The sequence below is a fragment of the Pseudomonas sp. Sample_11 genome (genome assembly GCF_004307505.1).
In the GTDB taxonomy this organism is placed as follows: Bacteria; Pseudomonadota; Gammaproteobacteria; order Pseudomonadales; family Pseudomonadaceae; genus Aquipseudomonas; species Aquipseudomonas atacamensis.
This window is the reverse complement of the sequence record NZ_RCOD01000071.1, coordinates 1-24,403: the sequence shown is the minus strand read 5'-3', so window position 1 is coordinate 24,403 and position 24,403 is coordinate 1. Positions and strand designations below refer to the sequence as shown.

The 24,403-nt window shown below is 60.1% G+C and carries 24 protein-coding genes; 14 read left to right on the top strand and 10 right to left on the bottom strand.

Annotation, left to right across the window (positions count from 1 at the left end; genetic code table 11):
- Positions 1–27 precede the first annotated feature (27 nt).
- Positions 28–204: a hypothetical protein gene (locus D8U60_RS27695; RefSeq protein ID WP_177435483.1), complete on the top strand. Its 177-nt coding sequence runs from the start codon at positions 28–30 to the stop codon at positions 202–204.
- On the opposite strand, the gene D8U60_RS19460 is transcribed toward D8U60_RS27695, so the two are convergent.
- From D8U60_RS19460 to D8U60_RS19445, 4 genes are all read right to left on the bottom strand, one after another.
- Positions 188–1,186 (bottom strand): lysylphosphatidylglycerol synthase transmembrane domain-containing protein, encoded by a 999-nt coding sequence (locus tag D8U60_RS19460; protein ID WP_122700304.1) that lies wholly within the window; start codon positions 1,184–1,186, stop codon positions 188–190. The two genes, D8U60_RS27695 and D8U60_RS19460, sit on opposite strands and share 17 nt — an antisense overlap.
- Complete coding sequence (locus D8U60_RS19455) at positions 1,183–1,953, bottom strand: DUF2334 domain-containing protein (protein ID WP_130900705.1); 771 nt, start codon at positions 1,951–1,953, stop codon at positions 1,183–1,185. Before D8U60_RS19455 ends, D8U60_RS19460 begins: the two co-directional genes overlap by 4 nt.
- The gene (locus tag D8U60_RS19450; RefSeq protein ID WP_166554498.1) at positions 1,946–3,037 is read right to left on the bottom strand and encodes a glycosyltransferase family 1 protein; all 1,092 of its coding nucleotides are present in this window, start codon (positions 3,035–3,037) and stop codon (positions 1,946–1,948) included. Before D8U60_RS19450 ends, D8U60_RS19455 begins: the two co-directional genes overlap by 8 nt.
- Before the next feature lie 216 nt (positions 3,038–3,253).
- On the bottom strand, positions 3,254–5,143 hold the full coding sequence (locus tag D8U60_RS19445; protein WP_130900703.1) for a methyl-accepting chemotaxis protein: 1,890 nt from the start codon (positions 5,141–5,143) through the stop codon (positions 3,254–3,256).
- A 186-nt stretch (positions 5,144–5,329) separates the two neighbouring features.
- Here D8U60_RS19445 and D8U60_RS19440 point away from each other — a divergent pair, with 186 nt between their 5' ends.
- Positions 5,330–6,817, top strand: coding sequence for a helicase HerA-like domain-containing protein (locus D8U60_RS19440; protein WP_130900702.1), 1,488 nt, complete (start codon positions 5,330–5,332; stop codon positions 6,815–6,817).
- Positions 6,818–6,914: 97 nt separating this feature from the next.
- Here D8U60_RS19440 and D8U60_RS19435 read toward each other — a convergent pair whose 3' ends face one another.
- Positions 6,915–7,370: a DciA family protein gene (locus D8U60_RS19435; protein WP_110646619.1), complete on the bottom strand. Its 456-nt coding sequence runs from the start codon at positions 7,368–7,370 to the stop codon at positions 6,915–6,917.
- A 308-nt stretch (positions 7,371–7,678) separates the two neighbouring features.
- On the opposite strand from D8U60_RS19435, the gene secA reads away from it, so the two are divergent.
- The 4 genes from secA to D8U60_RS19415 all read left to right on the top strand — a co-directional run bounded on the left by secA (position 7,679) and on the right by D8U60_RS19415 (position 13,496).
- The gene (gene secA / locus D8U60_RS19430) at positions 7,679–10,420 is read left to right on the top strand and encodes a preprotein translocase subunit SecA (protein WP_038861039.1); all 2,742 of its coding nucleotides are present in this window, start codon (positions 7,679–7,681) and stop codon (positions 10,418–10,420) included.
- Positions 10,421–10,542: 122 nt separating this feature from the next.
- Positions 10,543–11,760 (top strand): bifunctional glutamate N-acetyltransferase/amino-acid acetyltransferase ArgJ, encoded by a 1,218-nt coding sequence (gene argJ / locus D8U60_RS19425; protein WP_016773485.1) that lies wholly within the window; start codon positions 10,543–10,545, stop codon positions 11,758–11,760.
- A 159-nt stretch (positions 11,761–11,919) separates the two neighbouring features.
- Positions 11,920–12,552: a glutathione S-transferase family protein gene (locus D8U60_RS19420; RefSeq protein ID WP_024014096.1), complete on the top strand. Its 633-nt coding sequence runs from the start codon at positions 11,920–11,922 to the stop codon at positions 12,550–12,552.
- Positions 12,549–13,496 carry a Nudix family hydrolase gene (locus tag D8U60_RS19415; protein ID WP_130900701.1) on the top strand — a complete coding sequence of 316 codons (948 nt, stop codon included), beginning with the start codon at positions 12,549–12,551 and terminating at the stop codon, positions 13,494–13,496. The genes D8U60_RS19420 and D8U60_RS19415 overlap by 4 nt, the downstream gene beginning before the upstream one ends.
- A gap of 119 nt (positions 13,497–13,615) precedes the next feature.
- Here the strand turns inward: D8U60_RS19415 and D8U60_RS19410 are convergent, their stop codons facing one another.
- From D8U60_RS19410 to D8U60_RS19400, 3 genes are read right to left on the bottom strand one after another with little or no spacing between them, the layout of a single operon-like run.
- Positions 13,616–14,200, bottom strand: coding sequence for a cob(I)yrinic acid a,c-diamide adenosyltransferase (locus D8U60_RS19410; RefSeq protein WP_024014094.1), 585 nt, complete (start codon positions 14,198–14,200; stop codon positions 13,616–13,618).
- A 3-nt stretch (positions 14,201–14,203) separates the two neighbouring features.
- Positions 14,204–16,240, bottom strand: a complete 2,037-nt coding sequence (locus D8U60_RS19405; protein ID WP_016773489.1) for a HAMP domain-containing sensor histidine kinase — start codon at positions 16,238–16,240, stop codon at positions 14,204–14,206.
- A 45-nt stretch (positions 16,241–16,285) separates the two neighbouring features.
- Complete coding sequence (locus D8U60_RS19400; RefSeq protein WP_130900700.1) at positions 16,286–17,203, bottom strand: putative 2-dehydropantoate 2-reductase; 918 nt, start codon at positions 17,201–17,203, stop codon at positions 16,286–16,288.
- A gap of 140 nt (positions 17,204–17,343) precedes the next feature.
- Here D8U60_RS19400 and D8U60_RS19395 point away from each other — a divergent pair, with 140 nt between their 5' ends.
- The gene (locus D8U60_RS19395) at positions 17,344–17,829 is read left to right on the top strand and encodes a YajQ family cyclic di-GMP-binding protein (protein WP_016773491.1); all 486 of its coding nucleotides are present in this window, start codon (positions 17,344–17,346) and stop codon (positions 17,827–17,829) included.
- 152 nt (positions 17,830–17,981) lie between these two features.
- A complete protein-coding gene (locus tag D8U60_RS19390) occupies positions 17,982–18,824 on the top strand; it encodes a mechanosensitive ion channel family protein (RefSeq protein ID WP_016773492.1) in 843 nt (280 codons plus the stop codon).
- Positions 18,825–19,049: 225 nt separating this feature from the next.
- Here the strand turns inward: D8U60_RS19390 and D8U60_RS19385 are convergent, their stop codons facing one another.
- Complete coding sequence (locus D8U60_RS19385; protein ID WP_016773493.1) at positions 19,050–20,387, bottom strand: OprD family porin; 1,338 nt, start codon at positions 20,385–20,387, stop codon at positions 19,050–19,052.
- A gap of 76 nt (positions 20,388–20,463) precedes the next feature.
- On the opposite strand from D8U60_RS19385, the gene D8U60_RS27690 reads away from it, so the two are divergent.
- The 3 genes from D8U60_RS27690 to D8U60_RS19375 all read left to right on the top strand — a co-directional run bounded on the left by D8U60_RS27690 (position 20,464) and on the right by D8U60_RS19375 (position 21,913).
- Complete coding sequence (locus tag D8U60_RS27690) at positions 20,464–20,826, top strand: hypothetical protein (RefSeq protein WP_177435482.1); 363 nt, start codon at positions 20,464–20,466, stop codon at positions 20,824–20,826.
- A gap of 451 nt (positions 20,827–21,277) precedes the next feature.
- Positions 21,278–21,703 (top strand): HIT domain-containing protein, encoded by a 426-nt coding sequence (locus D8U60_RS19380; RefSeq protein WP_016773494.1) that lies wholly within the window; start codon positions 21,278–21,280, stop codon positions 21,701–21,703.
- A 3-nt stretch (positions 21,704–21,706) separates the two neighbouring features.
- A complete protein-coding gene (locus tag D8U60_RS19375) occupies positions 21,707–21,913 on the top strand; it encodes a SlyX family protein (protein ID WP_016773495.1) in 207 nt (68 codons plus the stop codon).
- Between the two features lie 65 nt (positions 21,914–21,978).
- Here the strand turns inward: D8U60_RS19375 and D8U60_RS28000 are convergent, their stop codons facing one another.
- Positions 21,979–22,581 carry a cold-shock protein gene (locus D8U60_RS28000; protein WP_016773496.1) on the bottom strand — a complete coding sequence of 201 codons (603 nt, stop codon included), beginning with the start codon at positions 22,579–22,581 and terminating at the stop codon, positions 21,979–21,981.
- A 311-nt stretch (positions 22,582–22,892) separates the two neighbouring features.
- Between D8U60_RS28000 and D8U60_RS19365 the strand changes: the two genes are divergently transcribed.
- From D8U60_RS19365 to D8U60_RS19355, 3 genes are all read left to right on the top strand, one after another.
- Complete coding sequence (locus tag D8U60_RS19365; RefSeq protein ID WP_016773497.1) at positions 22,893–23,363, top strand: Dps family protein; 471 nt, start codon at positions 22,893–22,895, stop codon at positions 23,361–23,363.
- A 181-nt stretch (positions 23,364–23,544) separates the two neighbouring features.
- Positions 23,545–23,883, top strand: coding sequence for a ribbon-helix-helix domain-containing protein (locus D8U60_RS19360; protein WP_038861040.1), 339 nt, complete (start codon positions 23,545–23,547; stop codon positions 23,881–23,883).
- Between the two features lie 130 nt (positions 23,884–24,013).
- Positions 24,014–24,235, top strand: coding sequence for a zinc ribbon domain-containing protein (locus D8U60_RS19355; RefSeq protein ID WP_016773499.1), 222 nt, complete (start codon positions 24,014–24,016; stop codon positions 24,233–24,235).
- The last annotated feature ends 168 nt before the right edge of the window (positions 24,236–24,403 follow it).

Sequence of the window (24,403 nt, the reverse complement as noted above, 5' to 3'; positions counted from 1 at the left end):
CTTGTCATTTGAGCCCGAGGAAAAGTCATGAGCGATCCGCTGGACAAAGCCACTTCCAAAGCCCCCGCCACTCTTGGTGAAGGTTGCCTCAGCCGCTACGATCCGGATGACATGAGCCCGGACGACGGCACCGAATTCCCCGGGGCCGCCGAGCTTTGGGAGCAGCTCCAACAAGAGCAGGACGGACCTAAGAAGCCTGCCTGACGTTCATCAACTTCTTCAGCAACGGCTTGCCCAGCATCAACACGAACACCGGCCCGCCCACCAACAGATAGAAGTAATACGTCACCACGCGCCAGATCAGGATCGCCGCCGCTGCGGTGGACTTGCCGACCATGGGTGCGAGCAGCGCGGCCGAGGTCAATTCTGCGGCTCCCGCGCCGCCGGGTAACAGGCTGAACTGGCCGGCGCCGAGCGAGAGCATCTGCACCAGAAAGCTCCACGCCCACTGCAAATCCGCGCCGAGCCCGCGCAGGGCCAGATACAGCACGCTGTAGCGCAGCAGCCAGTGCACGCAGGTCAGGGCGAACACCTGAACCAGCGTTTGCCAGGGCAGTTTCAAGGTATCGGTAAATGCCGCGAGAAAGTGCAGCAACTTGCGCGCCCAGCGACGGCGAGTACTTGTCGTGATGTTCATCCCCGCCAACAGCCGCCCGCTCAGGCGAATCAACGCTCGGTGATAACGGGCGATCAACACGCAACTGAACAAACCGCCAAACAGCGAAACGGCGCTGACGGTCAGCAGCCACTCGAGGCGATCGCTGAGGTGCTGGAATAGCGCATAGATCAGAATCCCGCTGAGGGCGCAGAGAAAGAACAGCAGATCGCTGAGCTGATCCATGGCAAACACTGCGCTGCCTCGCGCCGGACGCACGCCGCAACGGGCGAGCAGAGCCATGATCGTCAGCGGCCCGCCGCTGCCACCCGGCGTGGCGCAGTACGCGAACTCGGCCGCCATCACCACGCCGAGGCTTTTCAAGGGCGCGACTTTTTCTCGCTGGTCGCCGAGCAACAAACGCAAGCGCAGCGTATTGATGCCCCAGCACAGCAGAATCATGCCGAACATGATCAACAGCCAGTTCAGCGGGAAGCTGCGCAGGCGCGCCCAGGTTTCGCCGCCGCCGAGCAGCACCGGAATCAGCACCGCCGCCAGCAGGCCGATCAGCAACAACAGACTGCGCTTCATGCTGCGCGTTCCAGTTGTCCGCGCTGTCGGGCCAGCCAGTCGATTTTCGTCAGCGGCACGCGTCCTTCCGCCAGCAGGCGTTGCAGCGTGTGCAACCAGTAATCGCGAGAAAAGCGGTGACGCATGTCCACCGGATGCAGCCCCAGACGAATCACTGATGCCTCGCGCCAGCGCTGTTCACGCTGGTCGCTGAGGATTTTCGACAAGCCGCGCCGCCAGGCACTGCGCGCGCTCCACACCAGCCCCGGTGCAGCGATGGCGCTGAAGTCGGGCAAGCGATAAAGATGCTGCGGACTGCTGGTGTAGCTGAGCGGCAATTCACGCAAGGCCTGGCGGGTGCCGTCGCTCATCAGCCAGGCCGGAGCGACGAAACCCTGCACCGGCCAGTCGTAGCGCTGAAACATCTCCAGACCCGCATGCAGGCGGGCCAGGGCTGCTTCGCGGGACAAGCGATAGAACTCACCTTCATGGGTGTAGACCCGGCGCATGAACCAGTCGCGCGGGTTGTTCGGCATGGGTTCCTGATCGTCGTGGTAGTAGCCGTGCAGCGCCAGTTCATCGCCTCGGGCGACCCTGGCATCGAGCACTCGGCGAAACGCCGGGTTGGCGTCTAGCGCATCGTGGCGATGGAAGTCCGGCACAACCAGCCACGTCATCGGCACATCACCCAAGGCATCGACGGCCTCGACGAAGGGCTGGTAATCCGCCCACGTCGAGGGCGCCACATCATGCAATACCAGGCAAACAGCTTTCATTTCTTCAACCATTGGCCACCCGTGGCAGCGTATGGCCGAGCACCGCGTGATAGTGGCTGAGCAGACTGTCGACAACGGTGTCCCAGGCGTAATGCCGTTCGACGTGCTGACGCGCCTGCTGACCGAGCCGATCGCAGCCACGACTGAACAGCTCACGCACAGCATTGGCCATGGCCTGGGGATTGTTCGGCGCACAGAGCAGGCCGCAGGAATCGTTGACGATTTCTTCAAACGCCCCGGCCGCCACAGCCACCACGGGAATGCCGCAGGCCATGGCCTCAAGGATGACCAGCCCGAAGGTTTCCTGGTCGCCGGCATGCAGCAGCGCATCGGCGCTGGCCATCAGCCGCGCGACTTTCAGCGCCGGGCAGAATTCGTCGATAACGCTGACGTTGTCCGGCACCGCTGCGGGCATCGACGAGCCGACCAGCAGCAAGTGGTAACGCGGACCAAGCCGTTGCATGCACTTGAGCAGCACCGGCAGGTTTTTCTCCTTGGAACCGCGCCCGGCAAAGATCAGCAGGCGGGTGTCTTCGGCAATGCCCAGCTCAGCCCGCAAGCCAGGATCGCGGGCGTCGGGATGGAAAGTGTGCAGATCCACGCCCAGCGGTTGCACATGGACATTGCGTACGCCAAGCCCGATGAGCTTGTCGGCCATGACCTGGCTCGGGGCAAGGACACGATCGAAATTGCCGTACAGACGAGTCACGTAAGCCTCGACATTCGGCGTGACCCAATGGCCCATGCGATTGCCCGCCAGCAGCGGCAGATCCGAGTGATAAAAGCCGATCACCGGCACATCCAGCTGCCGCCGCGCATCCAGCGCCGCCCATGCGGTGAGGTAGGGGTCGCCGACTTCGATCAGATCCGGCTGCAAATCCTGCAGGACGTTTCGCCATGGCGCCAGGCGCAGGGGGAAGCGATAACCTTTGCCGAAGGGCAGGGCGGGCGCTGGTACCGTGAAAATGCCGTCATGTTCACCCAGTCGCGCGCCGGGGATCAGCAGGCTGTGGCGAATGGCGTTGCGCTCGCCAAGGCGACGGTGTTTGGCATCCAGATAAGTCCGCACGCCACCGCTGGCCGGGGCGTAGAACATGGTGATGTCGGCGATATGCACGGTGAGCAACCCTCCGCTGTGTCGTTCTCCCTTGATTGACCTTTATCCAGAATAGATGTTCGGTCGGGATTGCGCGGTGGGTTGTCAGTCGGGTTTCGTTGAAAGGTAGATATTCGCGAGCAGGCTCGCTCCCACAATGGAATGCATTTTCCCTGTGGGAGCGAGCCTGCTCGCGAAGTGGCCAGTCGCCGCAGCTTAAATCCTGAAGCTGCCCACCAGTTGCTTGAGACGCGAAGCCTGCTGCTCCAGATCCGAGCAGGCGCGCAAGGTCGCTTGCAGGTTCTCTACACCCTCCTGGTTCAGCGTGTTGATCTCGGTGATATCGACGTTGATCGACTCAACCACCGCAGTCTGCTCCTCGGTCGCGGTTGCCACCGACTGGTTCATCCCGTCAATCTCGCCAATGCGCAGGGTCACGCTGTTCAGGCGTTCGCCGGCAAGGTTGGCGATCTCGACGCTGTCCTGGCTGTGGCGTTGGCTGTCGCTCATGGTGCTCACCGATTCCCGGGCGCCGACTTGCAGCTCCTCGATCATGGTCTGCACCTGCTGTGCCGATTCCTGAGTGCGGTGCGCGAGGTTGCGCACTTCGTCGGCCACCACGGCGAAACCACGACCGGCCTCACCGGCGCGCGCCGCTTCGATCGCCGCGTTCAGCGCCAACAGGTTGGTCTGCTGGGAAATACTGGTGATCACCTCGAGAATCTGGCCGATGTTGACGGTCTTGCTGTTCAGCGACTCGATGTTGGTGCTGGACGCGCTGAGCATGCTCGACAACTGGTTCATCGCCTTGATGCTGCGCTCGACCACCTGCTGGCCATCTTCGGCCAGACCCCGGGCATCGCTGGCCTGATTCGACGCTTGGGCGGCGTTGCGGGCAATTTCCTGGGCGGCGGCGCCGAGCTGATTGATCGCGGCGGCAACGCTGCTGGTACGCGAGGCTTGCTGGTCGGAGTTGTACATCGACGAATTCGACGCAGCGACCACGCGCAGCGCGACTTCGTTGACCTGACCGGTGGCCGAGGACACTTCGCGGATCGAACCGTGAATACGCTCGACGAAGCGGTTGAACGCGGTACCGAGGATGCCGAATTCATCGTTATTGACGATGTTCAGGCGTTTGGTCAGGTCGCCCTCGCCGTCGGCGATGTCTTCCATGGCGCGGGTCATCACGTGCAGCGGCTGGATCAGCAGGCGGATGAGCATGCCGAGCAGGGCAATGATGATTACCACGGCAATGATGGTTGCGATTACCGCTGAGGTGCGGAATTCGCTGAGCATCGAGTACGCCTGATCCTTGTCGATCGACAGACCGATGTACCAGTTCACCGACGGCAGGCCTTTGATCGGAGCGAAGGTGACGATGCGGGTTTTGCCGTCGACGCTCACTTCGCTGAAATCGCTGCTGATGCGCGGCGTGTCCTGCGGATAGGCTTCTTTCAGCGATTTCATCACCAAAGCCTTGTCCGGGTGGACGAGGATCTTGCCGTCGGCACTGATCAGAAACGCATAGCCCATGCCGTCGAAATCCCGTGCGGCGAGGGTGTCGACCAGCGATTGCAGGCTCAGGTCGCCGCCGACCACGCCGACGCTCTGCCCGGCCTTTTTCGACGCGGTGGCGATGGAAATGATCAACTGGCCGGTGGCCGCATCGATGTAGGGTTCGGTCAGGGTCGACGTGCTGCTGCTTTCGGCACCTTTATACCAAGGGCGTACGCGCGGATCGAAACCGTCCGGCATCTTCACGTCCGGGCGGATGGTGAAATGCCCGGTGGCATCGCCCAGGTAGGTGGCCATGAACGTCGAGGTCAGGCTTTTCTGTTCCAGCAGGCTGGCGACCGTGGCAGGTTCCGGGTTGATGGCGATGTTCTGCGCGGCGTTCTCGATCAGCAGAATGCGCCCGCTGAGCCAGGTCTGGATGTTGCCGGCGGTGACCTCGCCCATTTCATTGAGGTAGTTGTTCAGATCATCGCGGATCGCATTGCGCTGCAGCCAGTCGTTGTACAACGTGAACGAGGCAAAAGCGGCAACGACGATGAGAGCGGCGGCAAGCAAAATCTTATGGCTGAAGCGCAGGTTTTTGTTCATGGCTTGGGGTTCCGCTAAGGTCTTAATGTCCTGGGCGTGCTTTGATAGAGACGCGCACTATGGGCAAGGTTGAAAAACTGATATTTCCGGCTCTCCTTAGGGAAATGTCCGACCCGATTTTCTGATGGGTCTATCCAATTTATGTATCGGCCATGTGTCATCAAAGATTAACCATTGGGTGAGAAAATGCCTGACTCTTCGCAACTCGTTATCGGCGCTGATCCGGCCGCGCAACCCATCGCTCAGGCCATGCGCCTGGCCAACCGCCACGGGCTGATCGCTGGCGCCACCGGCACCGGTAAGACCGTGACCTTGCAGCGTCTGGCCGAAGCGTTCAGCGACGCCGGTGTGGCGGTGTTCGCCGCCGACATCAAGGGCGACCTGTGCGGCCTCGGTGCTGCCGGCAACCCGCAGGGCAAAGTGGCCGAGCGCATCGCCGGCATGCCCTGGCTCGGTCACACGCCGCAGGCTTATCCCGTCACGCTGTGGGACATCCACGGTGAATCCGGTCATCCGCTGCGCACCACGCTGAGCGAAATGGGTCCGCTACTGATCGGCAGCCTGCTCGAGCTGACCGACAGTCAGCAGTCGGCGCTGTACGCGGCCTTCAAAGTGGCGGATCGCGAAGGGCTGTTGCTGCTGGATCTCAAGGATCTGAAAGCGCTGCTCAATCACCTCAAGGACAACCCGCAGTTGCTCGGCGAAGACGCGGCGCTGATGACCACCGGTTCCAGCCAGGCGCTGCTGCGCCGTTTGGCGACGCTGGAACAGCAGGGCGCCGAAGCCCTGTTCGGCGAGCCGGCGCTGCAACTTGAAGACATCCTGCAACCGGGCGCCGATGGCCGGGGACGCATCCATCTGCTCGACGCCAGCCGTCTGGTGCACGAGGCGCCGAAGGTTTACGCAACGTTCCTGCTGTGGCTGCTGGCCGAGTTGTTCGAGCAACTGCCCGAGCGCGGCGATGCTGACAAGCCGCTGCTGGCGCTGTTCTTCGATGAGGCGCACTTGTTGTTCGGCGACACGCCCAAGGCTTTGCAGGAACGCCTGGAGCAAGTGGTGCGTTTGATTCGTTCCAAGGGTGTTGGCGTGTATTTCGTCACCCAGTCGCCGGCGGATCTGCCGGATGACGTGCTGGCGCAGTTGGGCTTGCGCATTCAACACGGCCTGCGTGCGTTCACTGCCAAAGAGCAGAAATCTCTGCGCGCCGTGGCGGATGGCTTTCGGCCGAATCCGGCGTTCGACAGTCTGTCGGTGCTGACTGAGTTAGGTATTGGTGAGGCGTTGGTCGGCACGCTGACCGAGAAGGGCACGCCGGAAATGGTCCAGCGTGTGTTGGTGGCACCGCCGCAATCGCGGATCGGTCCGCTGACTGAAACCGAGCGCACCGCGCTGATCGCCGGCTCACCGTTCAAGGGCCGTTATGACAAGCCGATCGATCGCGAGTCGGCCTATGAAATCTTGATGGGACGCAAAGGGCTGGCGCCCGAGGCTGAAACACCAGCGGGCAAAGCTGCGGCCGAAGAGCCGAGCCTGGCTGACCGCGCTGGCGAATTCCTCGGCACGGCGGCAGGGCAGGCGCTGAAATCAGCGATGCGCCAGGCGGCCAATAACCTTGGCAAGCAGTTGGTGCGCGGGTTGATGGGGTCTCTGCTCGGAGGCAGCAAGCGCCGCTAAAAAGCAAAGATCGCAGCCTTCGGCAGCTCCTACAGTTGAAATGCATTCATTCTGTAGGAGTTGCCGCAGGCTGCGATCTTTTGCTTTTGCTTTTGCTTCAGGCTTTACCTTTGGCATGCGCCGCCAACCGCTCCAGCGCCGCGCGCAATCCCGGATCGCTGATCCCGTCGGCCGTCGACTGAATCGTCTCCGCCGCACTGCTCGACAGATCCATCGTGTGCCCAACCGCCCGGTGCTGGATGATCGGCGGGCGCACGCTGAATTTGATCCGCGTCAGGTTGGCGAACTCTTCGAACAATTGCAGTTGTCGTTGCAGACGTTTCTGCTGATAGCGCAGGCGCGTTGCCCAATGGCCGTCAGTGACCACCAGCGACAGCTCGCCTTCGCGCCACTTGGCCACCCGGCAATGCTCGCGGGCAGCCGGTTGCAGCTGACTTTCGAGCAGGCGCTGCAAATGCTCCAGACGCTGGGCATGGCCGAGGATGGCTTTCAGCGGTTTGGCTTCGCGTAACAGAACGGCGGGTGCTCTGGCCGTGAGAGGGCGAAACGCCATGATCGAACACCTGAAGGAACAGAGGCGCCATGGTAGCAGAAAGCTGCGGAACCTCTGGGCCATTGCTTTTGTCCCTGATTTGCTCATTAAATCAACGCCTGACTTCTTTCCCCCGACGGGTTGAAGTTGAGCAAAACGCCCCTATTTTAAGTGAGCCCCGTCAAAGCGCAGTGCCAGCATCGTGGAACATCGCCACTTTCCTCACCACCGTTTCCGGGTAGAATGCTCGTTCGCATGCGGCCATGAGGGCTGCACGGGCGACTCACGGGGCCGCCCTCCATCCCTTTAGTGTGGAAGATCCTGCCGATATGTTTGCGCCTTTGTTAAAGAAACTTTTTGGAAGCAAGAACGAGCGTGAAGTCAAACGCATGCTCAAGACGGTGCAGCTCGTCAATGCCTTCGAAGAGCAAATGGTGGCCCTTTCGGACGATCAATTGCGCGCCAAGACCGCCGAGTTCAAGGCCCGTATCGCCAAAGGGGAAACCCTCGACAAGCTGTTGCCGGAAGCCTTCGCCGTAGCCCGCGAGGCCGGCAAGCGTGTGATGGGCATGCGCCACTTCGACGTGCAACTCGTCGGCGGCATGACCCTGCACGAAGGCAAGATTGCCGAAATGCGCACCGGTGAGGGCAAGACCCTCGTGGCCACCCTGGGTGTTTACCTCAACGCACTGTCCGGCAAGGGCGTGCACGTTGTGACCGTGAACGACTACCTGGCCCGCCGTGACGCCAACTGGATGCGCCCGCTGTATGAATTCCTCGGCCTGACCGTCGGCGTCGTAACGCCGTTCCAGCCGCCGGAAGAGAAGCGCGCCGCCTACGCCGCCGACATCACCTACGGCACCAACAACGAATTCGGTTTCGACTACCTGCGCGACAACATGGCGTTCAGCATGGATGAAAAATTCCAGCGCGAACTCAACTTTGCCGTGATCGACGAAGTCGACTCCATCCTCATTGACGAAGCGCGTACTCCGCTGATCATTTCCGGTCAGGCCGAGGACAGCTCCAAGCTGTACATGGAGATCAACAAACTGATCCCGCAGCTGGAACTGCACGTCGAGGAAGTTGAAGGCCAGGTCACCAAGGCCGGTCACTACACCGTTGACGAAAAGACCCGTCAGGTCGAACTCAACGAAGCCGGTCACCAGTTCATCGAAGAAATGCTCACCCGCGTCGGCCTGCTGGCCGAAGGCGAGAGCCTGTACTCGGCGCACAACCTTGGCCTGCTGACCCACGTCTACGCCGGTCTGCGTGCGCACAAGCTGTTCAACCGCAACATCGAATACATCGTGCAGGACGGTCAGGTCGTACTGGTCGACGAACACACCGGTCGTACCATGCCGGGTCGTCGTCTGTCCGAAGGCCTGCACCAGGCTATCGAAGCCAAGGAAGGTCTGAACATTCAGGCCGAGAGCCAGACCCTGGCCTCTACCACCTTCCAGAACTACTTCCGTCTGTACACCAAGCTGTCGGGCATGACCGGTACCGCCGACACCGAAGCGTTCGAATTCCACCAGATCTATGGTCTGGAAGTCATGGTCATCCCGCCGAACAAGCCGTTGGCGCGTAAAGACTACAACGACCTGGTGTTCCTCACCGCCGAAGAGAAATACGCGGCGATCGTCGCGGACATCAAGGAAAGCATGGCCGCCGGTCGTCCGGTGCTGGTGGGTACCGCGACCATCGAAACTTCCGAGCACATGTCCGAATTGCTCGTCAAAGAAGGCATCGAACACAAGGTTCTCAACGCCAAGTTCCACGAAAAAGAAGCTGAAATCATCGCTCAGGCCGGTCGTCCGGGTGCGCTGACCATCGCCACCAACATGGCCGGTCGTGGTACCGACATCCTGTTGGGCGGCAACTGGGAAGTGGAAGTCGCTTCGCTGGAGAACCCGACCCCTGAGCAGATCGCCCAGATCAAGGCCGACTGGCAGAAGCGTCACCAGCAAGTGCTGGAGTCCGGCGGCTTGCAGGTGATCGCTTCCGAGCGTCATGAATCGCGCCGTATCGACAACCAGCTGCGTGGCCGCGCCGGCCGTCAGGGCGATGCCGGGTCGAGCCGCTTCTACCTGTCGCTGGAAGACAGCCTGATGCGCATCTTCGCCTCCGACCGGGTGAAGAACTTCATGAAAGCCCTGGGCATGCAGCCGGGCGAAGCGATCGAGCACCGCATGGTGACCAACGCGATCGAGAAGGCGCAGCGCAAGGTTGAAGGCCGCAACTTCGACATCCGCAAGCAACTGCTCGAGTTCGACGACGTCAACAACGAGCAGCGTAAAGTGATCTATCACATGCGTAACACGTTGCTGGCCGCTGACAACATCGGCGAAACCATCGCCGATTTCCGTCAGGACGTGCTCAACGCTACCGTCAGCGCGCACATTCCGCCGCAATCGCTGCCAGAGCAGTGGGACGTGGCCGGTCTGGAAGCGTCGATCGAAAGCGATTTCGGCGTGAAACTGCCGATCCAGCAATGGCTCGACGAAGACGATCACCTGTACGAAGAAACCCTGCGCGAGAAGCTCATGACCGAGCTGATGGCGGCGTACAACGAGAAAGAAGACCAGGCCGGTGCCGAGGCGCTGCGCTCGTTCGAGAAGCAGATCGTCCTGCGCGTACTCGACGACCTGTGGAAAGACCACCTGTCGACCATGGATCACCTGCGTCACGGCATTCACCTGCGTGGCTATGCGCAGAAGAACCCGAAGCAGGAATACAAGCGCGAGTCGTTCACGCTGTTCTCCGAACTGCTCGACTCGATCAAACGCGACTCGATCCGCGTGCTGTCGCACGTTCAGGTCCGCCGCGAAGATCCGGAAGCCGAAGAGCAACGCCTGCGTCAGGAAGCCGAAGCACTGGCGGCGCGCATGCAGTTCGAGCACGCCGAAGCGCCTGGGCTGGATCAGCCGGAAGCGCTGGGTGAAGAGGTCGATGTGGCACTGGCCACCGCCGCTGCCCCGGTTCGCAACGAGCAGAAGCTGGGCCGCAACGAACTGTGCTACTGCGGTTCGGGCAAGAAATACAAGCATTGCCACGGGCAGATCCAGTAAAACCCGTTTCAATCGCTGAACACCCCGCGCCGCGACCGGCTCCTGCCGTCGCGGCGTTTTGCCATTTATCCCACCGTCCTTTCCCGTGGCGGTGCTGACATCATTGAGTAAGGAGCGCATTCATGGCTGTTGGTCTTGGTCCTTTGCCAACGTTGCACCCGGTTGCCGGTTTTGAACTCGGTATCGCCTCGGCCGGCATCAAGCGCCCGGGGCGCAAGGATGTAGTGGTGATGCGCTGTGCTGAAGGTTCGACCGTGGCTGGCGTGTTCACCCTGAACGCGTTCTGCGCCGCGCCGGTTATCCTGGCGAAAAAACGCGTACAGAACGCCGTGCGTTACTTGTTGACCAACACCGGCAATGCCAACGCCGGCACCGGCGAGCCTGGCTTGGCGGCTGCCGAGCGCACCACCGCTAAGTTGGCCGAGCTGACCGGCGTCGATGCCAGCCAGATTCTGCCGTACTCCACTGGCGTGATCGGCGAGCCGCTGCCGGTCGAGAAGATCGAAGGCGCACTGCAAGCCGCGCTGGACGACCTGTCGGAGAACAACTGGGAAGCCGCCGCCACCGGCATCATGACCACTGACACGCTGCCCAAGGGCGCCAGCCGCCAGTTCGAGCATGACGGCGTGACCATCACTGTCACCGGCATCAGCAAAGGCGCCGGCATGATTCGCCCGAACATGGCGACCATGCTGGGTTACATCGCCACCGACGCCAAAGTCTCCCGCGAGGTGCTGCACAACCTGATGCTCGATGGCGCGAACAAGTCGTTCAACCGCATCACCATCGACGGCGACACCTCGACCAACGACTGCTGCATGCTGATCGCCACTGGCAAGGCCGCGCTGCCTGAGATCACCCGCGCTGAAGGCGAGCTGTTCGCCAAGCTGAAACAGGCGGTATTCGAAGTGTGCATGGACGTCGCCCAGGCCATCGTGCGTGACGGCGAAGGCGCGACCAAGTTCGTCACCGTTGAAGTGAACGGCGGCGGCAACCACCAGGAATGCCTGGACGTCGGTTACACCGTGGCCCACTCGCCGCTGATCAAGACCGCGCTGTTCGCCTCTGACCCGAACTGGGGCCGTATCCTCGCTGCCGTGGGTCGTGCGGGTGTTCCGGACCTGGACGTGAGCAAGATCGACGTGTTCCTCGGCGACGTGTGCATCGCCAGCCGTGGCGCCCGCGCCGCGACCTACACTGAAGCCCAGGGCTCGGCAGTGATGCAGCAGGAAGAAATCACCATCCGCATCGAACTGGGCCGTGGCGATTGCAGCGAAACCATCTGGACCACCGACCTGTCGCATGAGTACGTGAAGATCAACGCTGAATACCGTACTTGACCTGATCCGGGACCGAGCCGCTCCATTCGCGAGCAGGCTCGCTCCCACAGGGTATTCTCGCTGCAGCTCGGTTCTCTGTGGGAGCGAGCCTGCTCGCGAAAGCGGCGATCCGGACACAACCCATTCAGAAGCATTCCTCTGACGAAAAGGCGCCACACCATGTCCCTGCACCTGATCATCGGCGACAAACTGCTTTCCTCCTGGTCCCTGCGTGCGGCACTGGCGCTGGACCTGACCGGCGCACCCTACAGCGAAGAGCTGATCAAGCTCGGCAAGCCCGACACCCGCGAGCGCCTGCTCAAGCATTCGCCGACCGGCAAGGTGCCGCTGCTGCAAACCACCCGTGGCACCATCGCCGATTCGCTGGCCATCGCTGAATATCTCGCCGAACAGTTTCCGTCCGAGCAACTCTGGCCGAGCGATACCTTTGCCCGCGCCCAGGCCCGCTCGGCCTGCGCACAAATGCACAGCGGCTTCTTCGCCATGCGTAACCACATGCCGTTCAACCTGAGCCAGGACGCACCGCTGAACCCGGTGCCGCCAGAAGTGAAGGTCGATATCGAACGCATGCTCGCGCTATGGGCCGAATGCCGCGCGGCAGCCACGGAAGAGGGGCCTTACCTGTTCGGTCGTGTCAGTCTTGCCGACGCGTTTTTCGCGCCGATCGCCGTGCGCTTGCGCACCTATCAGGTGAAGTTGCCGGCAGTCGACGAAGCGTATGTTGAAACCATCTACCAATGGCCCGCCTTCAAAGCGTGGCAAAAGGCTGGACTGGAGGAATTGAATCCGTGAAACGCGTCCACGTCGCCGCTGCCGTCATCCGTGACGGTGCCGGCAAAATTCTTATCGCCCGCCGTGCCGACACCCAGCATCAAGGCGGCTTGTGGGAATTCCCCGGTGGCAAGGTCGAGGCTGACGAATCAGTCCAATCGGCACTGGCTCGCGAGCTGCATGAAGAGCTGGGCATCGTCGTTGATGCTGCTCGCCCGCTGATCAAGGTTCGCCACGATTACCCGGACAAACAGGTCTTGCTGGATGTCTGGGAAGTCTCGGCGTTCAGCGGCGAACCCCACGGCGCTGAAGGCCAGCCACTGGCTTGGGTCACTGCCAGGGAATTGATCAACTATGAGTTCCCGGCGGCCAATCAGCCGATCGTCGCGGCGGCGCGCTTGCCTGCCGAATACTTGATCACTCCGGAAGATCTGGAAGGCCCGGCCTTGTTGCGCGGCATCCAGAAAGCGATTGCCGGCGGCATCAAATTGATCCAGCTGCGCGCACCCAACGGCTACGACCCGAAATACCGTGATCTGGCGGTGGATGCGGTGGGCCTGTGCGCCGGCAAGGCACAGTTGATGATCAAAGGGCCCTTCGAATGGCTCGGTGATTTCCCGTCTGCCGGTTGGCACATCACTGCTGCACAACTGCGTAAATACGCGGCGGCTGGGCGTCCGTTGCCGGCGGAGCGTTGGCTCGCGGCGTCGTGCCATAACGCTGAAGAGCTGGCGCTGGCCGAGCAGATGGGTGTCGACTTTGTCACCCTGTCGCCGGTACAGCCTACGCTGACGCACCCGGATGCACAGCCGTTGGGGTGGGAGCAGGCGCAGGCGTTGATCGACGGTTTCAGTAAACCGGTGTTTCTGCTCGGTGGAGTAGGCCCGGCGGAGCGCGAGAAAGCCTGGGGTGTTGGGGCTCAGGGTGTGGCGGGGATTCGGGCGTTCTGGCCTGATCCAGTGTAAGGGCTGCTTGCCCCATCGCTGGCAAGCCAGCTCCCACAGGTTATGGGTGTACACAACGTTTGTGAACGATCTGGATCCCTGTGGGAGCTGGCTTGCCAGCGATGGCGGTATATCAGGCGCTACTTTCCTCCAGGTTTCGCAGCCGGCTGCCACAAAATCTCCGCCACCCCCTGCCGCCGCGCAATCAACCGCGCCACAACAAACAGCAAATCCGACAACCGATTGATATACGCCAGGCCAACCCCGGCCAATGGCTCAACCGAGTTCAAATGCTGACAGCGGCGCTCGGCACTGCGCGCCAGACTGCGGCAGACATGCGCCTGCGCAATCAGCATCGAACCACCCGGCAAGATGAAGTTTTCCAGCGGCCCCAGCTCTTCATTCCACACATCGATCGCCGCTTCCAGCCGCTCGATTTCAGCCTCGTTCAACGCCTGATATTCCGGCATCGCCAGTTCACCGCCGAGGTCGAACAGGCGATGCTGACACGGCGCCAGCACTTCGATGATCTCATTCAGCCCCGGATGCACTGCGCGCTCGGCGAGCAAACCGGCGAGCAGCACGCCGACCTGACTGTTCAGCGTATCGACCTCGCCGATCGCCTCGATGCGCGGGTGATCCTTGGGGACGCGACGGCCGTCACCGAGGCCGGTTTCGCCTTTGTCACCGGTGCGGGTGTAGATCTTCGACAAGCGAAAGCCCATGGGTTACCTCGGTAGTGGATTGGTTTCGGTGGTCAGCGGCGCAGGTTGCGCCAGCGGCAGACGCAGGGTGAAGCAAGTGCCCTGGCCGGGCGCCGACTGCACTTCCATCTGGCCCTTGTGATTGTTGGTGATGATGAAGTACGACACCGACAGACCAAGCCCCGTGCCCTGGCCGATTTCTTTGGTGGTGAAGAACGGCTCGAAGGTACGCTTGCGCACGTTCTCGCTCATGCCGATGCCGTTGTCTTCGACCTGGATCTCGGCCCACGGCGGATTGAGCCTGGTGCGCAGAATGATCCGGCCCGGCTCGCTGTCGTCTTCGCGCTGATGAATGGCCTGCGCGGCGTTTTTCAGCAGATTGAGCAACACCTGTTCCAACTCGTTGGCGGTGCCCGGCACCGGACCGAGGGCAGGGTCGAACTGGCGGATGATCGCCTGGCCCTTGAAGTCGAAACCGATGGCCAGATCGAAGTCGTTACCGGCGATTTCCACGGCTTGATCGATCAGCGCCGGCAGATCGCACGGCGCCATTTGCCGGGTGCTGCGGCGGCTGAAGCTGAGCATGTGCGTGACGATCTTCGCCGCGCGGGCGCCGGCCTGTTGAATGCCGTCGAGCAGTTGCGGCACTTCGCGGCCTTGCAGGTAGCGGTTGACCGTGTCCAGTTCGATGCCCAGTTGCTCGGCGGTCTCGATGTTCTTCGGCAGATCCGCCGACAGACGCCGACGAATGTTCTGCACGTTGTGCAGGATCGCGCCGAGCGGGTTGTTGATTTCGTGGGCCATGCCGGCCGCAAGGCCGCCGACCGAGAGCATCTTCTCCGACTGCACCATCATTTCTTCCAGCGACAGACGCTGAGTGATGTCGTCGATACGGATCACCACGCCACGCCCGGCACCGCCCATCAGCGGATAAAACGTCAGCGCGTAATGCTTGGGTTCATCGTCCTTGAACCACGTCACTCGGTCGACTTTGGCCACGGTGTGCTGTTCGACGGTGGCCTTGAGCTGCGGCAAAAACGGTTTCAGCGGTTCGAAGGCGAGGAAGATCGGCTGGTTCAGCGCCTCATCCAGGCGTGTGCCGGAGAGGGCGCTGGCTTCCTGATTCCATTGAGTGACGTAAAGCTGCTCATCGAGAGCGATGAGCGCCGAGGGCATCGAGTCGATGATGCTGTTGAGGTAATTCTGAAAGCCGGTGAGTTTCTTCTCGATCTTGCTGCGCACCTGGACTTCCAGCTCCAGTTTGCGGTTGGTGTGGCGGGTTTCCTCGGCCAGCCCCTGCGCCTGATCGTAGGCGGCCTGTGAGTCGTCGCGTGCGCGTTTGAGCTGCTGCTCGCGGGCTTCGATGCGCGAAAGCATGGTGTTGAACGCCTCGGCCAGACTGCCGATTTCGTCGTGGTTGCCGCGCGCGGCGCGCAGGGCGTAGTTCTCTTCGCGGGTGACCTGCCGGGACAATTCCTCCAGCTGGTGAATCGGCCGGGTAATCAGGCGCTTGATCTGCCGGGCGATGACCAGCCACAGCAGTACGCTGAAGATCAGGATGCCGAGGCTGGCGGTCAGGGTACCGGTGTAGAACGCCATCGGCAGTTCACTGCTGGCGACCAGCAACAGATGCCCCGGCGCGGCACCGGGGCGGGGCAGGGTGATCAGTTGATTGCTGCGAAACTCGGTGAGTTGCCAGGCTTCGACGTGGCGGTAGCGCTCGGGGAGGCTGAGTTTTTCGCCGCGCTGCACTTGCGCAAGGCGTTCGCCTTTGCCGTCGTACAGGGCGGCGGCGCGCAGCGGTGAATAACTGTCGAGCTCCTTGAGCAGGCGCTCGGCGCTGCGCGGCGACTCCAGCGCATCGCTGACCAGACTCGGATTGGCAATCAACCGGCCGATGGTCTGCAGGGCCTGAGGCGCCATGCTTTCCTGAGAAATGTAGTAGGCGGCGCTGATAAAGGTCAGGTTGGCGACCAGCAGAACCGTGGTCAACAACACCAGCAGGGCGGCCAGCAGTTTCTGGCCGACTGGCAGGTTTTCAAGGCGCTGGCGCAATGGCATCAGGTTTATCGCAGCAGGGGAACAAGTCGTCAGCCTAGCGGCTGCTCAGTCACTGGGCAATCCACGCTTGCGCAGATGCGCCACCAAACGTTGCTGCAACTGGTGCAGATGCGGCAGATGCAACTGATGGCGCTCGGCAACTTTGCAGGCGTGGCCCAACAGATAGCTGATCTCGGTGCGGCGCTGGTTGGCGACGTCCTGATACATCGAAGAGTAATTGGCGGCGGTGGCGTGGATCACTCGTTCGACTTCCGCTTGCAGATTGTCCGCCGCAGCCGGCTGGCCGCAATGTTGGAGCAGTTCCGCCAGTTCGGCGCAGAGTGTGGCAACTTCGCAGTGATGCTCGCTCAGCCCGCCGTTACGGCAGTTGTGCAACACGGTCAGCGGGTTGATCGCGCAGTTCAGCGCCAGTTTGCGCCACAGGCGAGTAAGGATATCGGCGCTCCATTCATGGGGAATGTTCGCCGCTTGCAGATCGTCCAGCCAGACCGGCGCCAGCGGATTTGCGCCATCGCCCAGCCAGTTGAACCCGTGACCGGCGAACACTACGCGCCAATCGCCGTCACGGAACGCGCCCTCGGTGCTGGAGGCGCTGATGCAGCGCGCCTGTGGCACCCGCGCGGCGACGGCGTCCTGACTGCCGAGGCCGTTCTGCAGCAGGATCAGTTCGGCGTCCGGCGCGAGGCGGGAAGCGAGGCGGGCGACGGCCTCTTCGGCGTCATAGGCCTTGCACGCAACCAGCAATCGGCGAATCGGCTCGGGGCTGTCCGGGGTTTCGCCGGGAACTGCATAGGTATGAGCTTGTCCGTTTTCTACCAGGGTCAATCCGCCCACTGCCTCGTAGCTTTGCAAGCGCGCCGCATCACGCAGGATCAGGCGCACCGGCAAGCCGGCGCGGGCCAGACGGGTTGCCCAGAGCGTGCCGAGGCTGCCGGCGCCAAGTACGTGCCAGGTGGTCGACATCAGTTTTTTGCTCGATTGCTTGCAGGCATGTGCGGCTCGCCGTATCGGTAGGAAAAGACCCGTTATAATGAGCCCGATTTTAACCGCAAGCCAAGCGCGCTCCATCCACATCGAGCGCGCCTTTTTATTGGAGAGATTACATGCCGTCGTTCGACGTGGTATCCGAACTGGACAAACACGAACTCACCAACGCGGTCGAGAACGCCGTGAAGGAACTCGATCGTCGTTATGACCTGAAAGGCAAAGGCAGCTTCGAGTTCAAGGAAAAAGACCTGACCGTCAGCCTCACCGCCGAAGCCGCTTTCCAGCTCGAAGCGATGATCGAAATCCTCAAGCTGGCGCTGACCAAGCGCAAGATCGACGTGCAATGCCTCGAGGTCAAGGACGCCTACGCTTCGGGCAAGCTGATGAAGCAGGACGCCATCCTCAAGGAAGGCATCGACAAAGAGCTGGCGAAGAAGATCGTCGGCCACATCAAGGAAGCCAAGCTCAAGGTCCAGGCCGCCATTCAGGGCGAGCAGGTGCGTGTCACCGGCAAGAAGCGCGACGATTTGCAGGAAGCCATCGCGGCGCTGCGTGCCAAGGAATTCGGCATGCCGCTGCAGTTCAACAACTTCCGCGACTAAGCTTGGTCTGAAGGCTATGTGGGAGCGAGCCTGCTCGCGAATGCGGTGTTTCATTCAGCGAAAAGTTGACTGACACGCCGCATTCGCGAGCAGGCTCGCTCCCACAGTTGTTTTGAATACACCCGGGGAAGCCGGAAATCAGGAGATAGAACATGGATTTGAATGCGGAAGTGGACCACCTGGTCAAGGCGTCCCAGGCGTGGATCCCGATGATCATGGAATACGGCAGCCGCGTACTGCTGGCAGTGATTACCCTGGCGATCGGCTGGTGGCTGATCAACAAGGTCACGCAAAAACTCGGCGGTCTGCTCGCCCTGCGCAATGCCGACCTCGCGCTGCAAGGCTTTATCAGTAGCCTGGCCAACATCATTCTCAAGGTGTTGCTGATTGTCAGCGTCGCGTCGATGATCGGCGTCGAAACCACCTCGTTCGTCGCGGCCATCGGTGCTGCGGGTCTGGCGATTGGCTTGGCCTTGCAGGGCAGCCTGGCGAACTTCGCTGGCGGCGTGCTGATTCTGCTGTTCCGCCCGTTCCGCATCGGTGACTGGATCGAAGCCCAAGGCGTGGCGGGTACCGTCGACAGCATCCAGATTTTCCACACCGTGCTGCGTACCGGCGACAACAAGACCATCATCCTGCCCAACGGCAACCTGTCGAACGGCATCATCACCAACACCAACCGTCAGCCAACCCGCAAAGTCGTGTTCGACGTAGGCGTGGATTACGAAGCGGATCTGCAGAAGGCCCGTCAGGTATTGCTGGATCTGGCAAAGGATCCCCGCGTCATGCAGGACCCGGAGCCACAGGCAGTGATTTCGACATTGGGCGACAGTTCGATCACTGTTTCCCTGCGCGTATGGGTTAAAACTGCGGACTATTGGGATGTGATGTTCATGTTCAATGAACAGGCGCGAGATCGTTTGAAGGCTGCCGGGATTGATATTCCGTTTCCGCAGCGAGTTATACGCGTAGTGCAGGAATCTGCCACGCAGTAATCGTCTTTGAAGTTGGCTTGGCAGTCAGCAACAAATATAAAACCCGAGCAGTGTGCACACTCTCGGGTTTTTTATCGGCGGGATAAAACTATGCTGGCTAATAAGTAGCTGGCTAATGTTTTTTCTGTTTGCTCAGTTATTCATCCATAAAAAAACCGCCCTCCTGATTCAGGAGGGCGGTTTTGTTAGAGCAGAGCTCTACAGTACGTCAGCTTCGCATCCTTATTAGAGGATGTTCAGTGGGTACTCGATGATCAGACGGGTGTCGTTGTTATCAGACGAGTAACCGCTGTAGGCACCGTTGGAGCGGTACATGGCGTAACGCAGACGGAACGACAGGTCTTTGGCCGGACCTTCCTGAACCACGTACTTGGACTCGGCGTTCCACTCGTTCTCTTTACCTTCACCCAGACCGTTGGTGGTGATGTGGTCACCCATTACGTAACGGGTCATGAAGCTCAGGCCAGGTACGCCGTAAGTTTTCATGTTCAGGTCGTAGCGAGCTTGCCAAGAGCGCTCGTCGCGGCCCACGAAGTCGGAGATCTGAATGGAGTTGGCGACGAAGATGGTGCTGTTGCCGTCAACGCCATAGTAGTAAGCGTTGTCACCGCTGGAACGCTGGTGAGCGAGGGTGAATTTGTGGGCACCGATGCTGTACGCAGCAGCCAAGGACCACAGGTTGTTGTCTACACCGGTGGTGCCATCGCCAATTGCGTCAACCAGATCACCGCGGCTGTCGCCTTTGGTGTGGTAGCCGTTGAAGTCGAAGTTCAGTGACTGCTCGTCGTTGATCGGCAAGGTGTAGTTCAGGTTGACGTAGTACTTCTTGAAGTAGTCGTCAGCGTCGGAAGCGGCCAGTGCACCGGTGAAATTGTCGGTGAACGAGTAGCTGGCGCCGAAAATGTTGATGCTGGTCAGGCCTTTGCCGCCATTGCCATCTTCATCCGGCAGACCACCGATGCTGTCGCGGCCCATGCCGGTCTGCTTGCTCAGCGCTGTGAAGCGACCTGCGCTCAGTTCCAAGCCTTTGATCTCTTTGGAAGTGATCAGGGTACCGGTGGCGACTTCTGGCAGCAGACGGCTGTCGTCAGTGGCGAAAACCGGGCTGGCAACGAATTGCTGACCGTATTTCAGAACGGTGTCGGATACACGGAATTTGACTGCGCCGCCGACCTTGCCCTGGGATTTCTCAGGGTTGCCATCGCTGTCGTTGGCGAACAAGCCGTTACCACGACGACCCGAACCGCCGTCCAGTTTTACCGAACCCATGGCCATGGCGTCGAGACCGAAGCCTACGGTGCCTTGAGTGAAGCCCGACTCGTAAGTCAGCAGTTGGCTGAGACCGCTATCCTGGCGATAGCCACTTTTGAAAGTGCCGTCACCGTTGGAAACGTTGCCCGCGCCATTTTTGTAGTCGCGGTTCATGTATTCGAAACGAGTCTTCAGTTTCAGGCTCTGATCTTCCAGGAAACCTTTGGCTTCATCCTGAGAAGACGCCATTGCGAACTGCGAGGTGCCTGCTGCAACAGCCAGGGCGATCATGCTCCACTTCATCACGCGCATCGTGATTTGCTCCTTTGGTTTTTAGAAGAGTACTGCCGTCCCACCTGTTTTATTATCTGGGCGGCTCTTTCTTTTTGTGTCGGCGCAAACTTATATCACGCCGACATTGTTGGCGATACTTGCGAAATCAACCTTTCAGCTTCTTTACGGCGTTGTCGCAGAAGGAGCGCTGGATGTCGCAAATCCACAGTACCGATGCAACCGGGCTGACAACTTTATCGCTGTTTCCGGGCCTTTTTGCATCGCTAAAAAAGAGTCCCTGGCAAAACACTTGAATCTCCATCGGGCAACCCTGCCACTGTTTTTATTGGCTTCAGGCGACCACTTCCAGTGGTGCGCTTATAGTCCATACCGTTACGAATGCAACAAGCGTGCACAAACCGCAAAATCGCTGCGGTTATTTTTTTTCTGGGCGTCCGGATATGTGAAAACCTTGTGAAAACGGGGTCTCGGGGCTGTTTTGTTACGGGCTTGACGACGATCCCCCAATGGTGTTGCAACGCACCAAAGCTGCGCAGGACAACCAAAAACGTTACCGGTTCACCCCGCATTGAGTATTTGGCGGATGCCCGACCCACTGAGCGTAGACGTGTTGTGCAGTTTTGGTGCAAAAAAATCACAATCGGGCCCGAGTAAAACTGGCGCCGTCCGATTCGAGGGTCGACAGATCAGGGGTTTTCATGCGGATCTTCACGTCAAGGCTCATGTCCGGGGCTGTATTGGTGCGTCGGCGAGATAAATGTCTTATGTCGGCGCGCTTACTGAATTACTGTCGGAGGGAAGCGTGAAGCCCGCTGCATTCGCAGGTATGCTGCCGTTCTGTCGCTTGGCGCGCTGCTCTTACGGCGCCGCCGCTAAGCTGAGTCATAGGATCAGCGGGAGTGCTCACAGTGTTTGCTTTGGATTCACGACTTCAACAGGACGCCCTGGTCATCGGCGACTTTCCGTTGTGCCGGCTGTTGCTGTCCAACGACAGCAATTACCCTTGGTTCATCCTGGTACCTCGTCGCGAGGATATCAGCGAGTTGTTTCAGTTGGATGTCGCCGATCAGCAACAGCTATGGCGGGAAACCACCACCCTTGCCGAGTTACTCAAGGATTCGTTCGACGCCGACAAGCTGAACGTGGCAACCCTGGGTAACGTTGTCAGTCAGTTACACATGCATGTCATTGTGCGTAAGCGTGACGATGCCGCCTGGCCGGCGCCGGTCTGGGGCAGGCACCCGGCCAAGCCGTACAGCGCGGAACAGGTAGCAGCCATTCGCGAGCGCTTGCGTCTGGTGCTGACCGAAGAATTCACCTTTGTGGAGGGCTGAGTCATGAGCCTTGAAGAACGCGTTACCGATCTGGAAAGCCGTCTGGCCTTTCAAGATGACACCATTCAGGCTTTGAACGATGTGCTGGTGGCCCAGCAGAGAGTCATCGAGCGCCTGCAATTGCAGATGGAAGCGCTGATCAAGCGTCACGAAGAAATGGTCGGGCAGTTCGGTGCTTTTGAAGAAGATGCGCCACCGCCGCATTATTGAGCCATTCGGCAGGCATAAAAAAACCGCGGACAGCCAGGCTGTTCGCGGTTTTTTTTTGCTTTGGATCAGCGACGTGGCAGAGCGGCGATCACGTCCTCGGCTTGCAGGCCCTTGTCGCGGTTCATCACCGAGAACTCGACGCGCTGGCCTTCGACCAGAACACGGTGGCCTTCGCCACGAATGGCGCGAAAGTGCACGAAAATATCATCGCCGGAATCCCGGGAGATAAACCCGAAACCCTTGGAGGTGTTGAACCACTTCACGGTGCCGGTATCGCGATTGCTCATGTCATAGGTAGTCGGCGCAGCGGCCGGTGACGATTTGTAGAAGCTGACAGCCAAATGCAGCAGCACGGCAACCAGGGCGATCACCAGGCTGAACAACACCGCCGGCTGGCCAGCGATGACCGGCATCGGCGCGATCAGGGTCAAGGTTTGCAGGACGACAGTCAGTACCAGAAGGGCGCTGACCAGATTTTGCAGATGCTGGCGCGGGCCTTTGTTCCAGTAGGGAATTACTGGAGCGATGACCAGGTTCAGCAGGCCGAAAAAGGCCAGGTAAAGTGCATCGGGCTGTTGCAGGTAAGGAACGGCTTCGGCTTTCAGGCTGGGTATGAACGACAGCAGCAAGGCTGCTGCGCCCATTAGCAGGTGGACGATTTTCAACATTTTGATTGGCTCACGTTATGACGGCTCACAAGGAAGAGCTGAAGGCGCACGGTTCGCTTCAGGACAAAATAAGAGGCGGTGGACACGTACACGGCATCAGCCTATGCGCAACGCCCCGGAAAATAGGGCATGGCGACACACTGCCTATTTAACAGCAAAGCCTGCGGCTACTCAAATCAGCCCGGCCAGCGGCAGAGAAACGGTCGATTTGTCGCAGTCAAATCACGGATTGATAGCTGCGAGCGGGCGCTTGCCTTGCTAAAGTGGGGCTGAACCTGCTGGATGAATTCAATCACTGTTAGGGGGTAAGCATGGCAATTGATATCGGTATCAGTGAAGAAGACCGCAAATCCATCGTCGAAGGGCTGTCGCGGCTGCTGTCGGACACCTATGTGCTGTATCTGAAAACCCATAACTTCCACTGGAACGTCACCGGCCCGATGTTTCGCACGCTGCACCTGATGTTCGAAGAGCAATACAACGAGCTGGCGCTGGCTGTCGATTCGATCGCCGAGCGTATCCGTGCGTTGGGCTTCCCGGCGCCGGGTGCCTACGCGACCTACGCGCGTCTTTCTTCTATTAAAGAAGAAGTCGGTGTACCGAGCGCCGAAGACATGATCAAGCAATTGGTCGAAGGCCAGGAAGCGGTGACCCGTACCGCGCGCGGCATTTTCCCGCTGCTGGACAAGGTCAGCGACGAGCCGACCGCCGATCTGCTGACCCAGCGCATGCAAGTGCACGAGAAAACTGCGTGGATGCTGCGCGCACTGCTCGAGGAATGATCCAGACGCTGCGGACGGCGTGAGGTCGTCCGCATGCTCTCCAGACTCTTACCGTTGTCGTTGGCTTATCCTACGAGGCTGGTCAACAAGTCGTATGGCGCTAACTTTGTCACTGGGTTTTTATGAAGGCGCAGGATGTTGCCTTATAAATCAGCAGTCATGGCAAAGGAGTGTCAACGCTATGGTAGAAGGAGACAGGCGAAGCGACAGGATGTCGGCTTCGCGGCACGTAATTAAAGTCGACCCGTTCGTCAGCGAGTTCGACATGAATCTGATCCGGCCGCTGTCGCGATCGATTCGCCTCAACGGTTTTGCGACCTGCCTGCGCCTGGAGCAGGTCTACTGGAATATTCTCGGCGGCATGGCCGAGGACAATCATTGTTCGGTCAGCACACTGTTATCCCACGTCGATCGCGAGGTGCATCTGCGTTATGGCGGGGTGAAGAATTTCAGTGCGCTGGTGCGGGTGGTTTGTGTCATGAACGGGATCAAAGATCTCGCACCCGCCGTTTCGCGCTGAAACGGCGGTTGCAACGAGGTTGCAGGCTGTGCAGCGTTACGGCTGCACAGCCTGCATTTAATCGATATAATCCCGCGCTTTCGCCGCAAAGCCCTGCGCGCGGCAGCAATCTGATCGCCGAGACACCTCCATGCCAATGTACGATTACCAATGTGCTTCCTGTGGTCATCAGTTGGAAGCCATTCAGAAGATCAGCGACGCACCGTTGGTCGATTGCCCTGCCTGCCAGGCGCCCGAACTGAAGAAGCAGCTGTCCATGCCGGGTTTTCGCCTCAGCGGCAACGGTTGGTACGAGACCGACTTCAAGACCGGAGCCAAGAAGAATCTGGCCGGTGGCGACAAAGCTGACTAGGGTTCCAACCCTGAACGAACGACACGCGTGAGTTTCCGCCTTGCTTGATGGCGGCGGGATCTCCACCGAATTTCGAATTACGAGAAGCGAACCACACCATGATGCGCAGCCACTATTGCGGCCAACTGAACGAAAGCCTGGAAGGCCAGGAAATTACCCTTTGCGGAT

Excerpts from the sequence above, each read along its gene's own strand:
- D8U60_RS19410 (WP_024014094.1), bottom strand. The coding sequence starts at position 14,200 with ATGGGCTTTCGCTTGTCGAAGATCTACACCCGCACCGGTGACAAAGGC.
- D8U60_RS27695 (WP_177435483.1), top strand. The coding sequence starts at position 28 with ATGAGCGATCCGCTGGACAAAGCCACTTCCAAAGCCCCCGCCACTCTT.
- D8U60_RS19360 (WP_038861040.1), top strand. The coding sequence starts at position 23,545 with ATGGTAGAAGGAGACAGGCGAAGCGACAGGATGTCGGCTTCGCGGCAC.
- D8U60_RS19455 (WP_130900705.1), bottom strand. The coding sequence starts at position 1,953 with ATGGTTGAAGAAATGAAAGCTGTTTGCCTGGTATTGCATGATGTGGCG.
- D8U60_RS19405 (WP_016773489.1), bottom strand. The coding sequence starts at position 16,240 with ATGCCATTGCGCCAGCGCCTTGAAAACCTGCCAGTCGGCCAGAAACTG.
- D8U60_RS19420 (WP_024014096.1), top strand. The coding sequence starts at position 11,920 with ATGTCCCTGCACCTGATCATCGGCGACAAACTGCTTTCCTCCTGGTCC.
- D8U60_RS19435 (WP_110646619.1), bottom strand. The coding sequence starts at position 7,370 with ATGGCGTTTCGCCCTCTCACGGCCAGAGCACCCGCCGTTCTGTTACGC.
- D8U60_RS19355 (WP_016773499.1), top strand. The coding sequence starts at position 24,014 with ATGCCAATGTACGATTACCAATGTGCTTCCTGTGGTCATCAGTTGGAA.
- D8U60_RS19460 (WP_122700304.1), bottom strand. The coding sequence starts at position 1,186 with ATGAAGCGCAGTCTGTTGTTGCTGATCGGCCTGCTGGCGGCGGTGCTG.
- argJ (WP_016773485.1), top strand. The coding sequence starts at position 10,543 with ATGGCTGTTGGTCTTGGTCCTTTGCCAACGTTGCACCCGGTTGCCGGT.
- D8U60_RS19385 (WP_016773493.1), bottom strand. The coding sequence starts at position 20,387 with ATGCGCGTGATGAAGTGGAGCATGATCGCCCTGGCTGTTGCAGCAGGC.
- D8U60_RS19365 (WP_016773497.1), top strand. The coding sequence starts at position 22,893 with ATGGCAATTGATATCGGTATCAGTGAAGAAGACCGCAAATCCATCGTC.
- D8U60_RS19400 (WP_130900700.1), bottom strand. The coding sequence starts at position 17,203 with ATGTCGACCACCTGGCACGTACTTGGCGCCGGCAGCCTCGGCACGCTC.
- secA (WP_038861039.1), top strand. The coding sequence starts at position 7,679 with ATGTTTGCGCCTTTGTTAAAGAAACTTTTTGGAAGCAAGAACGAGCGT.
- D8U60_RS19395 (WP_016773491.1), top strand. The coding sequence starts at position 17,344 with ATGCCGTCGTTCGACGTGGTATCCGAACTGGACAAACACGAACTCACC.
- D8U60_RS19445 (WP_130900703.1), bottom strand. The coding sequence starts at position 5,143 with ATGAACAAAAACCTGCGCTTCAGCCATAAGATTTTGCTTGCCGCCGCT.
- D8U60_RS19375 (WP_016773495.1), top strand. The coding sequence starts at position 21,707 with ATGAGCCTTGAAGAACGCGTTACCGATCTGGAAAGCCGTCTGGCCTTT.
- D8U60_RS19440 (WP_130900702.1), top strand. The coding sequence starts at position 5,330 with ATGCCTGACTCTTCGCAACTCGTTATCGGCGCTGATCCGGCCGCGCAA.
- D8U60_RS19390 (WP_016773492.1), top strand. The coding sequence starts at position 17,982 with ATGGATTTGAATGCGGAAGTGGACCACCTGGTCAAGGCGTCCCAGGCG.
- D8U60_RS28000 (WP_016773496.1), bottom strand. The coding sequence starts at position 22,581 with ATGTTGAAAATCGTCCACCTGCTAATGGGCGCAGCAGCCTTGCTGCTG.
- D8U60_RS19450 (WP_166554498.1), bottom strand. The coding sequence starts at position 3,037 with ATGTTCTACGCCCCGGCCAGCGGTGGCGTGCGGACTTATCTGGATGCC.